Here is a 12,447-nt window from a genome sequence, read left to right as displayed (position 1 = left end):
GGAATAACATCCCGCGGAAGTCGCTGGATTACCGTACGCCCCTGGAGGCATTTTTGAGTCACCTGAATGGAGTCGATCTGTCTAGCTTAAATTGACAAACGGAATTATTTAAAACCGCTTCAGCGCTTTGGACTAAGCTCCCGCAATAAGTCGAGAAGAACACTCGTCTTATTGCTTCGCCCCGTCCTGAGCCGCGCTGGCGCTGGGTGATTAACTTACGTGAAGAGAGACACTAAGATGTGAAGCAAAACAGCGAAGACGCCTGCGGGACCAGCGAAGTGGCGAGATCCACTCGGGCGTTAGCCAAGTGTTGGCCGAAAGTAGTTCGGCCGACGCTTTGCGACGAAGCTAGCGAAGCGATGCAGGAGCACAGGGGTTTGAGTTAGCTCGACGCAAGCCCGCGGCAAGCAAGCTGTTTTGCGGAATATCTGCTACTGTAGCTATTTATTTCAACATCTATAGTTTACTCTTTTCCGGCTGAACATGTAAAAAGCTTTCCCGGGCTGCCCCGGGAAAGCTTTCCATTTTCATTATCAATCCAGAACTTTAATTTTAACCTGTTTGCGGCCGAATGCCAATGCTGCAGAACGGTCAGGCATGAACAGATCGATTTTATTGCCTTTGATTGCTCCACCAGTGTCGCCCGCGATGGCATGTCCATATCCTTCAACCCAAACTTTTGAACCGAGTGGGATTACAGAAGGGTCAACCGCGATCACTTTCAGGTGCGGATTCGCTTTCAGGTTGATGCCTGTTGCCGTAATGCCGGAACAGCCATTGCAAAATGCTGTATAAGCAGTTGCGGATACATAGAATTCACGGCTGCTTGATGCCGGCGCGCTTTGAGCCGGAGCAGAAGTTTTTGTCGTTTTTGTTGAAGTAGCAGCCGGTTTGGAAGTTGCAGCGGCTTTTTTCTGTGCCGGTGCAGCCTCTTTTTTCTGTGCTGGAGCAGAAGCTTTGTTATCAGCGCCGCGGGAAATGCTTGCGACAACTGTTTTCGTGCCAACTGCTACCACTTGTTTTTTCGCTTCTTTCACTACTTTTTCTTCTTTTAGTTCCCGTTTTACTTCTTCTCCATTTTCCATTACAACTTCATAAGTCTTTTCAACAAGACCATCTTCGCCTTTTTGAACCACTTTTTCAGATCCTTTTAAAAGAGTAGAATCTTTTTTGGTTTCTTTCGCGAACTTCACTGAATCTTCCACTACATCGGTGACCTTTTCTACACGAACAACTTTAACTTGAGATCCGGGAAGGATTAATTCATCCATTTCTTTTTCCACGCGATCGAGATCGCCCAAAGTAATTTTATGCTGTTTTAAAAAGTCAGCGACCGTAGTCGAAGTGGACCATATCTTCTTTTCTTCAAGTCCATCAAGAATTGTAACTTCATATGCTTTTTCAACAGATATTGCAGTTTCTGAGTCTACTTCCGCATCAAGTGCAGGTGTTACTTTATCGTGTTCAGTTACTTCGATGTTTGCTTTTGCCAAAATATCTTCAACTGTATTCGAAGTAGTCCAGGCCGAAGTCGACTCGCCGTCCACTGTGACAGTGAACTGATCCGCTTCCGTCCATTCGATTACGATATCTTTATCAATCGAAGCCTCTGCTGTATGGCTCAAATAGTCATCCTGCCCTACTTTGATTCCTTGTTCTTCAAGAAATGAACCTACTGTTTCAGAATGCGTTTTCACTTCTTCTTTTTCACCAGTGGAAATCATGGTCACCGTATTTTTAGTGCCTTCATAAATTGCAAAAGCCATTACTGCGGCAAACATAAGCACCGTTGCCAATGAAATGATAATGGACTTCTTTTTGGATGATTTTATTGTTGAGTAATTGTTATCCTCTTCTTCTTTCGTCAAATGTAACTCCTCCTTATTCACCTGTGTGATTATATAGACTCATTTTATGCATGTCAATTCGAACGGTTTCTTATCCATTTATTTGCTGTCATTCAATTTAAAGAATTTTTCCGCATTCTGTGTGGTGATTTTTGCCACTTCTTCCACCGGCAACTCTTTCAGTCTTGCGATTTCTTCCGCCACCAGCGTTACATAGGAAGGTTCATTGCGTTTTCCGCGGTAAGGATGAGGTGCGAGATATGGCGCGTCTGTTTCGATCAACAGATGTTCCAGCGGAATCTGCTCAGCCACTTCTTTCGGCTTCTTGGCATTTTTGAATGTCACCGGACCCCCAAGGGAGATCATGAAATTCATGTCGATGCTCACCTGTGCCGTTTCGACGCTGCCGCCGAAGCAATGCATGACGCCGCCGACTTCAGCCGCGTTTTCTTCTTTCAGGATTGTCAGCACATCTTCCGTCGCTTCACGGTTATGGATGATGATGGGCAGTTTGACTTTTTTCGCCAGCTGTATCTGCTTGCGAAACACTTCCTGCTGTACTTCTTTAGGAGATTTGTCCCAATGGTAATCAAGTCCCGTTTCACCGATTCCTACCACTTTCGGATGGGAAGAAAGTTCTTCGATCCATTTCAAATCTTCATCTGTGCAATCAACTGCATCTACAGGATGCCAGCCGATCACCGCATAAAGGAAATCGTATTCCTCTATCAATGCCATTGCCCGTTCGATTGTTTTCCGATCAAATCCGATTACAATCATTTTTGTAACATTATTTTGTAATGCACGTTCGATAACTTCTTTCAGATCATCATCGTACTGGTCAGCATTTAAATGTACATGGGTATCAATAAACATATGCATTCTCCTTACACTAAGCTTTATTTTAATCGTAAACTTCATTTCTTTCTTCTCAGCAACATTACATTTGTATAACAAAACATCTTTTTTGTGTGTCATTTTGCCCGGATAGACTCCGAAAAAGACCGCAAAATTCACCATAATAAAAATGGTCCGCTCAGTCAAGCGGACCATCTTCAGAAACGAATTTATTTTATTTTTGCGCCATTTGGCAGGCCTTCAGCAATGGAGGCCAATGTCAGGTAGCCGTCTTTCTCTCCTGCCAGAATCATGCCCTGGGACAATTCGCCCCGCAGCTTCACCGGTTTGAGATTGGCTACAACCACCACTTTTTTGCCGACCAGTTCTTCCGGCTTATAATGTTCCGCAATTCCGGACACCACCTGACGCTGCTCATAACCCATATCGAGCTGCAATTTCAGCAGTTTCGATGTTTTGGGAACAGGCTCACAGGCAATGACAGTCGCCGCCCGCAGATCCACTTTCGTAAAATCATCAATCGTAATTTCCGGCACATCCGGAACATCTTCCACGATTTCTTCTTCTGGCTCCGCAGCCGGTGCACCGCCACGCATTTCATTGCGGATAAACTCTACTTCCGGTTCGATTTCGAGACGAGGGAAAATCGGTGTTCCTTTAGCCACGACTTTCGTATTCGCAGGGATTTTGCCGAAGCTGTCCAAAGTTTCCCATGACAGATAGTCTTCTGACAAACCAAGTTGTTCAATGATCTGTTTCGGCGCATTCGGAAGAAATGGCTGCAGCATGACCGCCGTCATGCGCAGGCTTTCCGCCAGATGTGCCATGACAGAAGCAAGTTCATCTTTTCTTTCCTCATCTTTCGCCAACACCCACGGCTGTGTTTCATCGATGTATTTATTCGTTCTGGAAATCAATGTCCAAACTTCGCTCAGCACCATGCTGAACTGCATTTTTTCCATATGCTTCTCGTAAACTTCGACCGTTTCTTTCGCAACCCGCTGTAGCGTTGCATCAAATTCGGTCTTTTGGCCGGAAACTTCCGGCACATTGCCGTCAAAGTATTTATTGATCATGGAGACGGTGCGGTTCAATAAATTCCCAAGATCATTGGCGAGATCATAATTCGTCCGTTCAATGAACGCTTCCGGTGAAAATACGCCGTCAGAACCGAATGGCAGCTCGCGCAACAGGAAATAACGCGTTGCATCAAGGCCATAACGCTCAACCAGCATTTCCGGATAAACGACATTGCCTTTTGATTTCGACATTTTGCCGTCTTTCATCATGATGAAGCCGTGTGCAAAGACTTTTTTCGGCAATGGCAAATCGAGCGCCATCAGGAAGATCGGCCAGTAGATCGTATGGAAACGGACGATATCCTTGCCGACTACATGAACGTCCGCCGGCCAGTATTTATTGAACAGCGAATCGTCTTCCGAACCGTAGCCGAGAGACGTAATATAATTCGACAATGCATCCACCCACACATAAATCACGTGCTTTGGATCTCCCGGAACCGGGATCCCCCAGTCGAACGAGGTGCGGGAAACGGACAGGTCCTCGAGCCCCGGTTTAATGAAATTATTGACCATTTCGTTTTTCCGCGATTCAGGCTCGATAAATTCAACGTTATTTTTATAATAATCAAGGAGACGTCCAGCGTATTTCTTCATATTAAAGAAATATGACTCTTCCTTCACTTTATGGACCGGACGGCCGCAATCCGGGCAATTACCGTTTTCCAGCTGGCTTTCCGTATAAAAAGATTCACAAGGTGTGCAGTACCAGCCTTCATAATGCCCTTTATAGATGTCGCCGTTATCCAGGAACTTCTGGAAAATCTTCTCAACGCCTTCTTTGTGTCGTGTTTCCGTCGTCTGGATAAAATCATCATAGCTGATGTCCATCGTTTTCCAGACACTTTGGGCCGCTTCCGCCATGCCATCCACATATTTCTGCGGAGCAAGGCCGGCTTCTTTCGCCTTTTCTTCAATTTTCTGGCCATGTTCATCCATGCCCGTCAAAAAACGGACGTCATAGCCGCGCAATCGCTTGTAACGGGCCATTGCATCAGAAGCGACGGTTGTATAAGCAGTTCCAATATGGAATTTTCCGCTTGGATAATAAATCGGCGTGGTCAAATAAAATGTATCTTTGTTAGCAGTCACGAAAAATTCCTCCAGTATGTTTGTATAAAGTTCATTTTAACGAAATCCGCAATTTTATACAACGTTTCAATCTGCGGGCTTAACAAGCATTATTTGTAAAATTACTATACTTATATTATTGCAAAAATTTTCCATTTGCTGAGGAGTTAATATTCATCAGAGTTTCATTTTTTATTCGTATGGAAAAAATTCCATAAATTATGTAATTTCATTATAAATTCGATAGTTTTTTATTGACCTGGAGGACAGTAGTTGGTATGCTTTATGACAGGAAGTGGTAATTGTCGAATTTTGGCGAATGTATCTAAAAATTACAAAGGGGGACGAATTTTATGAAATCAACAGGTATCGTACGTAAAGTTGACGAGTTGGGCCGTGTAGTTATTCCAATCGAATTGCGCCGCACATTGGGGATCGCAGAAAAAGACGCTTTGGAAATCTATGTCGATGACGACAAGATCATCTTGAAAAAATACATGCCGAATATGACTTGCGCTGTAACAGGTGAAGTATCAGACGACAACATGAAACTTGTCGGCGGTAAATTAGTCTTGAGTTCTGAAGGTGCAGAAATGCTGATGAAAGAAATCCAAGGCAACCTTAAAAAATAATTTTTAAAACCGGAACGCATCAAGCGTTCCGGTTTTTTTAGGTATGGAATGCCTGGTACACATCCCGTTTCGACATTTTCCGATCCGCCGATACCTTCTTGATGGCTTCTTTTGAAGTTAATTGCTCCCGCTCCATCACCGCTTCAACATGCTCTTCTATCGACAGCATTTCCCACCAGTTTGATGTCTCGACCACATCGGGCGCTGCATTGCCTTCAATGACGAGGCAGAATTCACCCCGGACTTCATTGGCATCCGCCCATGCCACAGCTTCTTCCACCGTTCCACGAAGAAATTCCTCAAATTTCTTCGTGACTTCACGCGCCAGGACAATCCGCCGTTCATTGCCAAAGTTTTTCTGGATGCTTTTCAGGCATTCCTTCAGCCGGTGCGGTGCTTCATAAAATATGAGCGTTTCCCGGTTTTGGCTCAATTGTTCGAGTTCAGCCTGACGCTCTTTTTTGCTGCGCGACAGAAAACCATAGAATTGGAAAGGCTGCGGCGCGATGCCCGACGCAATCAGCGCACTGAGCGCTGCGTTGGCCCCAGGAATCGGCACGACCGAAAAACCTGCTTCAATGACCCGTTTGACGACATCTTCGCCGGGATCGGAAATGCACGGCATGCCCGCGTCACTGACAAGGGCGACTGATCGGCCTTCTTCCAGATGGGCGAGGATCTTGTAGCCGCCGCTTTCCTGATTATGTTCATGGTAACTGACAAGCTTTGTTTGAATATCAAAGTAATTACAAAGTTTTTTCGTGTTTCGTGTATCTTCCGCCGCGATGATATCGACTTCTTTTAAAATGCGCAGCGCGCGGACCGTGATATCTTCGAGATTGCCAATCGGCGTCGCTACCAGATACAAAGTGGCGATTGTTTCCTGGAAACTTTTCTGAGATTTCATCGGGCTCCCTCCTCTCCGTCAGCAATGTAACGGACTTTTTTCGCTTTCGTTAATTGCTTGAAGGCGTATTCCGCCTTCATCGCTTCAGGCTTTGTGTCAAATTCCTCAAAATGAATCATTCGCACAGGCCCTCTCGCGCGTGTATATTTTGCGCCTTTTCCGGAATTATGGGTCTCCAGCCTTTTCTGCAGATCGTTTGTATATCCGGCGTAATAGGAGCTGTCCGCACATTCCAGCACATAAAAATAATGACTAGTTGTCTCCATAAAGCATTTCCCGCACTTCTTCCGTATATTCCCCGTCGTCTCCGTAGACAATCAGCGGCGGCAGGATTTTCAGGTCCGGCTTGCCGTCCTTTATTCCTTCTATTAATAACGTATTCGCTTCTTTTCCGGCTTTCGGGTATACCAGCCGCACCCGTTTCGGCTCCAGCCGGTTGGCACGCATTGCCGTGATCAAGTCGATCAGGCGGCCTGCCCGGTGGACAAACGCCGCCTTCCCGCCCTGCTTCAACAATTGGCTCGCGGAACGCACCGCTTCGTCCAGCGTCAAGTGCAATTCGTGCCGTGCTATCGCCATATGTTCACTGATGTTTTTATCACTCATATTATCCGCTGGAAAATAAGGCGGGTTGCAGGTCACTACATCGTATTTTTCAAAACCGAGCGTCTCCGGAATCGTCTTCACATCACCTTCCAGAATGCTGATTTGCGATTCAAGCCCGTTATAGGCAACACTGCGCTGCGCCATATGGACAAGGCGCTCCTGCAGCTCGACGCCAATGATCTGTGATTCCGTCCGCGCACTTAAAAACAGCGGAATTGCTCCGTTACCGGTGCACAGATCCACAACCTTTCCGCGCTTCAACGGCAGGTAAGCAAAACGTGCCAATAAAACCGCATCCAGCGAAAACGAAAATACGGAAGGGCTTTGAATGATTCTTAATTCCTCCGCCAGTAAATAATCCAGCCGTTCGTCGTCCAACAGCATAAAATTCAACTCCTTTAACAAAACAAAAAGCTGCCGCCACGCAAAGTGACGGAAGCTTTTGTTGATTTTGCCATCAATTCTGCTTGTTTAAAAATGAAAGGCAGAACAGGCAATCATCACCTTTTCGTGAACTGCCGAAATGCACATGGCAGACATGATAACCTTCGTGATAAAGGCGTGCCAGGTTGTCATAGCCTTCGCCGATATCCATTACCGCTCTTTCGAGTTTTACAGGATCCACAGCCGCAGCAGCTTCCGGAACAGCTTCATGAAGTTCATCCAAGCGTGCACGCAAATGATGATTTTCAAGCTGCAGCGCATGATGTTCTTCCATCGTATGCGCCACCACTGCTTTCAGTTCGCGAAATTGCTGTTGCATCGATTCGAGCTGCTGCTCAAAATCCATGACTGTGTCCAAAAAATTCTTATCTTTCACACCAACCACCTCACGCTCTCGTTCCTTGGTCCATTATCTCACTTAATGCATATTCAAGTGTCTGATCCTGCTCAGAAAGACGAATTTTCAATACGCGCTCGAGAATATTCATCCCGACCACACGGCCATCGCCGTCCGGTGTCGAAACACGGCTGCCGACATCCGGCATCTCTTTTTTCGCCTGTTCATATTCATCGTTCTCATATTTGAGGCAACACATCAAACGTCCGCACAGACCTGAGATTTTCGATGGATTCAAAGATAGATTCTGATCTTTCGCCATCTTGATCGAAACCGGTTCAAAATCACCCAGGAATGTCGAACAGCAAAGCATCCGTCCGCAAGGGCCGATGCCGCCTAACATTTTCGCTTCATCCCTCACACCGATCTGGCGCAATTCGATGCGTGTCCGGAATATCGACGCCAGGTCCTTGACCAGGTTCCGGAAATCGACACGGCCTTCCGCAGTGAAATAAAAGATCACTTTATTGCGGTCGAATGTGTATTCCACATCCACCAGTTTCATATCGAGCCGATGTTCTTCGATTTTGCCTGTACCTGTTTCAAAAGCCTGCTGCGCTTCCTGGCGGTTGTCTTCCACCTGTTGGCGGTCACGCTCACTTGCCACACGCACCACTTGTTTAAGCGGCAAAACCACGTCATTTTCACCGACCGTCTTGACCGGTACTACTACTTTACCGTATTCTATGCCGCGCGCTGTTTCCACGATGACATAATCGTCTTTTTCGATCGTAAATTCACCTGGATCGAAATAATATATTTTACCCGCTTTTTTAAAGCGGACACCTATAACATTATACAATTTTTACCCCTCCTGCAGATTCAGCATTAGTTGCTCCATCAGCAGCGTCCGGTTCATATTGCGAGGCAATTGCTGCTTAGCCTGTAAAATCGCCTGCAGCTGTGCTGACAACACAGTAAAAGAACGCTGAAGAGCCATCTGCTTCCAAGTTTCTTCCATATCCGGATACGTTCTTGCTGTCTCGAGTCCTGCCTTTACCGAAGCAATGTCCCGATATGCAAATAATAACATGTCCAGGCCTCTTTCGGTATCTTCTTTTTCCTTGAACAGCGGAAGCCAGTCCGATTGCACCATCAAAAGTGCTTCATGGACATTGCTGCTGACCACTTCCACCATCTTCAAAACAGTTTTTCTGGCCAGTGGAAATTGTTCGTCCGCACTCAAGGCCAGGGCTTCTTCTTCACTTTGTGTCAGCATGCTGACTGTTGCCGCCATCGAAGCGGTCATGCCACCTCTTATCAGCTTTTCCATCAACACTGGCCGTGACAACGGCTGAAACGACACAAGCTGGCAGCGGGAACGGATTGTGCTCATGATGGCATTCAATCGTTCCGTCTGCAGAATGGCGGTAACATTAAATTCCGGTTCCTCCAAGAATTTCAGCAAAGCATTGGCGGAAGCGTTATTCATCCGATCCGCTTCCTGGATGACGTAAATCTTACGGCCCGTATTGAGACCCGTTTTATTCATCCGATATATCAGTTCCCGAATCTGGTCAATCTTGATGTTTTGGCCATCCGGCTCAATAAAAACGATGTTCGGATGGTTGCCCGAATCATATAAATGGCAGCTTCTGCATGTTCCACATGGAACATTCTGTTGCGGATTTTCGCACAGCAACAGCTTTACAAAGAAATGTGTCACTTCTTTTATGCCGGAACCGGCTGGCCCTTCAAAAAGGAAGGCATGTGCCAGCCGCCCTTTTTCAAAAGCCCCCTGCAATTTCTTCATTACAATCGGCTGCAGTTGCTGGAATTCTTCGGTAGTCATCTGCACGGTTTCACCTTCCGCCTTTTTAAAAAAATCCCGTGTTCCAAAGGAGCACGGGTGTCATATATTTTATGGTACAACGCTAATTAGAAATGATGGAATTGTTCGATTGGCAACACGAAAATTGTGGCGCCACCCACTTCCACTTCCACTGGATATGGTATATACGAATCCGCGTTTCCACCCATTGGCGAAACAGGTGCAACCATCTGTTCCCGGGATCGGCAATTTTCACGGATCAAATCCATCAATTTTGGAACGAGGCCATCATCCACCCCGATTAAAAAAGTTGTATTCCCTGAGCGCAAAAACCCTCCTGTACTGGCAAGCTTGGTAGCCCGGAAATCATTTTTTGTCAAAGCGTTGGATAATCGGTTACTGTCTTGGTCCTGTACAACTGCAACGACGAGTTTCATCAGCACTCACTCCTTTTTATTTGTGTTTCTTCTATATAATTATAACACGAACAATTAATTACGCTGTATAACTTTCCATGCCTTTCTTTATCACTGCCATTGCATCGGCCACTACTTCTTCCGGCTCTTTTGCGGCATCGATTTTCACAATGCGTTCAGGATAGCGCCGTGATACCTCCTGGTAGCCCTCGTATACTTTTTGGTGGAACGGCAATTTCTCCATATCCAACCGGTTCTGCTCTCTTCCGCTGTTGGCCGCAATCCTTTGCAGGCCGGTCTCCGGCGCTACATCGAATAATAGGGTCAAATCCGGCCAGGTATCCTGAATGGCAAATTCATTGATTGAAAGAACTTCATCAATACCGAGACCACGGGCATATCCCTGATAAGCAAGCGAACTGTCGATAAACCGGTCGCACAGCACCACTTTGCCTTGCTGCAGCGCTGGCACAACCTTCTCCACCAGATGCTGGCGGCGGGCAGCGGCGTATAGCAGAGCCTCTGTGCGCCCATCCATCGCTAGATGATTTTTATCCAAAATCACTTCACGGATTTTTTCAGCAATTTCAATGCCTCCCGGTTCACGCGTCAATACCACGCTTACGCCCAACTCTTGGAGACGATTCATCATTTGCTCAATAGCAGTTGTTTTACCTGCCCCTTCCGGCCCTTCAATCGTAATAAAATATCCTGGTTTATTCATTGATTATTGCCTCCATGCTGAATAACAGAAAGTTGCTTGTCAGCTAAATTATGTTCTCCCTGAATCATCGCGCCGGCTGCAAGATGGTCCATTAATTGTTCTATTTTCCCTTGCGTCCATACTTCCCCAGGCAATATCAGAGGGATCCCGGGAGGATACGGTGTTACCATCGCTGCCGAGTAACGACCTATTGCCTGTGTATAGGATATCCATTCCGAATCAGCCAAACCAATGGCCTCATATGAAATGTCCGGTTCACTGATCGAAACCATCTCCTGTGGCGTTATAAGCAGCTTTGAATCTGGCTGTTCTTTTCGCAGTTTCTGGACGGCTTCCCTGATCCGGCTTCTTATTTCCGCAAAAGGGTATGTATGGCCCTGCTTTAATAATGGCAAAATCACTACAACTTGCCGCGAATCCGCCATTTCAGCGTAAACGCCCATTTCCTCCATTTTTTCCTGAAGTCTGAAACCATTATAGTTTTCCACTCTCAGCATCATTTTCAACGGATCATCCGATTCAAATAGCTCAAGTCCATAAATCGTTTTCAGACTGTCTGTAAAAAGCTTTCGTTTCTCTACAAAATATTGTATATCCGGATTGGAATACGTCTGAATATAAGAACGGGCGTCGTCCAACGAAGCCATTATCAAATAAGATGGACTGCTGGATTGGAACATCCGCAAATATTTACGGATTTTATTCACATTGATGCGCTCTCCCTGTATGTGTAAAAAAGATCCCATCGTCATAGCCGGCAATGTCTTATGTGCCGACTGCACCACGGCATCAGCACCATAAGCCAGCGCTGACTGTGGGAACGGAGGCCCGGCCAACAAATGAGCGCCGTGGGCTTCATCGACCAATACTGGCATATTAAACTGATGGCAATATTCTATAATGTCTTTCATTTCCATACCAACCATGCCGTAATAGTTGGGATAGGTCAAAATCAATGCTTTTGCTTCCGGATATTCCCGGAGGGCGTCTTTTAGCGTTTCCACCGACAACCCCTCTGCACTATGTGATGACTGTCCCCATTCCGGTGTTAGATAAACCGGTCGCAATTTGGCCAATTCCAGTGCATGAAATATTGATTTATGTGAATTCCGCTGAACCAATACGCGGTCTCCTTCTTTACAAACCGCATGAACCATCGCCATGTTTCCACTGGTCGACCCATTCACCAGAAAGAAACTCCGTTCAGTTCCATAAGCCTCGGCCAATAAATTCTGTGCTTCCCTGATTACACCTTCCGGATAATGCAGATCGTCCAAACCGCTTAATTCTGTTTGGTCATATTGAAGAGCAGAGCGAATTTCATCCGGCAACCCTGACAATACGCCATGTTTATGACCTGGTACGTGAAAAGAAACGGGTCGCTGTTGCTGAAAATTTTTTAACGCTTCCACTAACGGGCGTCGTTGCGTCATATAGTCCATCCTCACATCTTTCTTATTCCTACTATTATAACGAATTTACGCTGCAAATGGAAAAGGCGATTTAAGAAAAACATTCTTTCAGTACTTCTACTGAAAGATTTATTTCTAGAAGCCTTCCACCTCCAAATGAAAACAAAAACATTCTTTAAAAGACAAAAAAGGCCGCCACCGCTTGCGCGGTGACGACCTTCTTGTTGACTGCCCAGCGGCGTCCTACTCTCACAGGGGGAAACCCCCAACTACCATCGGCGCA

13 protein-coding genes are annotated in these 12,447 nt (G+C 46.0%); 1 reads left to right on the top strand and 12 read right to left on the bottom strand.

Going from position 1 to position 12,447, the window contains the following annotated elements; genetic code table 11:
* Positions 1–533 precede the first annotated feature (533 nt).
* The 3 genes from ACFQ1X_RS15865 to metG all read right to left on the bottom strand — a co-directional run bounded on the left by ACFQ1X_RS15865 (position 534) and on the right by metG (position 4,876).
* Positions 534–1,868, bottom strand: coding sequence for a ubiquitin-like domain-containing protein (locus ACFQ1X_RS15865; protein WP_379083367.1), 1,335 nt, complete (start codon positions 1,866–1,868; stop codon positions 534–536).
* A gap of 78 nt (positions 1,869–1,946) precedes the next feature.
* A complete protein-coding gene (locus tag ACFQ1X_RS15860) occupies positions 1,947–2,723 on the bottom strand; it encodes a TatD family hydrolase (RefSeq protein ID WP_144841598.1) in 777 nt (258 codons plus the stop codon).
* 191 nt (positions 2,724–2,914) lie between these two features.
* On the bottom strand, positions 2,915–4,876 hold the full coding sequence (metG, locus tag ACFQ1X_RS15855) for a methionine--tRNA ligase (protein ID WP_144841597.1): 1,962 nt from the start codon (positions 4,874–4,876) through the stop codon (positions 2,915–2,917).
* Positions 4,877–5,208: 332 nt separating this feature from the next.
* Between metG and ACFQ1X_RS15850 the strand changes: the two genes are divergently transcribed.
* Positions 5,209–5,487 (top strand): AbrB/MazE/SpoVT family DNA-binding domain-containing protein, encoded by a 279-nt coding sequence (locus ACFQ1X_RS15850; RefSeq protein ID WP_084242246.1) that lies wholly within the window; start codon positions 5,209–5,211, stop codon positions 5,485–5,487.
* A 37-nt stretch (positions 5,488–5,524) separates the two neighbouring features.
* Here ACFQ1X_RS15850 and rsmI read toward each other — a convergent pair whose 3' ends face one another.
* The 9 genes from rsmI to ACFQ1X_RS15805 all read right to left on the bottom strand — a co-directional run bounded on the left by rsmI (position 5,525) and on the right by ACFQ1X_RS15805 (position 12,185).
* Entirely contained in the window at positions 5,525–6,394 is an 870-nt protein-coding gene (rsmI, locus tag ACFQ1X_RS15845) for a 16S rRNA (cytidine(1402)-2'-O)-methyltransferase (RefSeq protein ID WP_144841596.1), read from the bottom strand.
* On the bottom strand, positions 6,391–6,660 hold the full coding sequence (locus tag ACFQ1X_RS15840) for a GIY-YIG nuclease family protein (RefSeq protein ID WP_144841595.1): 270 nt from the start codon (positions 6,658–6,660) through the stop codon (positions 6,391–6,393). Before ACFQ1X_RS15840 ends, rsmI begins: the two co-directional genes overlap by 4 nt.
* Positions 6,647–7,384: a tRNA1(Val) (adenine(37)-N6)-methyltransferase gene (locus ACFQ1X_RS15835; RefSeq protein ID WP_144841594.1), complete on the bottom strand. Its 738-nt coding sequence runs from the start codon at positions 7,382–7,384 to the stop codon at positions 6,647–6,649. Before ACFQ1X_RS15835 ends, ACFQ1X_RS15840 begins: the two co-directional genes overlap by 14 nt.
* A gap of 73 nt (positions 7,385–7,457) precedes the next feature.
* Positions 7,458–7,820 (bottom strand): DNA replication initiation control protein YabA, encoded by a 363-nt coding sequence (yabA, locus tag ACFQ1X_RS15830; protein WP_084242258.1) that lies wholly within the window; start codon positions 7,818–7,820, stop codon positions 7,458–7,460.
* Between the two features lie 10 nt (positions 7,821–7,830).
* The gene (locus ACFQ1X_RS15825; RefSeq protein ID WP_144841593.1) at positions 7,831–8,643 is read right to left on the bottom strand and encodes a PSP1 domain-containing protein; all 813 of its coding nucleotides are present in this window, start codon (positions 8,641–8,643) and stop codon (positions 7,831–7,833) included.
* Between the two features lie 3 nt (positions 8,644–8,646).
* Positions 8,647–9,639, bottom strand: a complete 993-nt coding sequence (gene holB / locus ACFQ1X_RS15820; RefSeq protein WP_144841592.1) for a DNA polymerase III subunit delta' — start codon at positions 9,637–9,639, stop codon at positions 8,647–8,649.
* 80 nt (positions 9,640–9,719) lie between these two features.
* Positions 9,720–10,049: a cyclic-di-AMP receptor gene (locus tag ACFQ1X_RS15815; protein WP_117302934.1), complete on the bottom strand. Its 330-nt coding sequence runs from the start codon at positions 10,047–10,049 to the stop codon at positions 9,720–9,722.
* Positions 10,050–10,107: 58 nt separating this feature from the next.
* Positions 10,108–10,752, bottom strand: a complete 645-nt coding sequence (tmk, locus tag ACFQ1X_RS15810; protein ID WP_144841591.1) for a dTMP kinase — start codon at positions 10,750–10,752, stop codon at positions 10,108–10,110.
* Positions 10,749–12,185 carry an aminotransferase class I/II-fold pyridoxal phosphate-dependent enzyme gene (locus ACFQ1X_RS15805; RefSeq protein WP_379083361.1) on the bottom strand — a complete coding sequence of 479 codons (1,437 nt, stop codon included), beginning with the start codon at positions 12,183–12,185 and terminating at the stop codon, positions 10,749–10,751. Before ACFQ1X_RS15805 ends, tmk begins: the two co-directional genes overlap by 4 nt.
* Positions 12,186–12,447 lie beyond the last annotated feature (262 nt).

It is taken from the genome of Metaplanococcus flavidus (assembly GCF_042675885.1).
In the GTDB taxonomy this organism is placed as follows: Bacteria; Bacillota; Bacilli; order Bacillales_A; family Planococcaceae; genus Planococcus; species Planococcus flavidus.
Note: the sequence above shows the minus strand (reverse complement) of the source record. Positions and strands in the feature narration are given on the sequence as shown.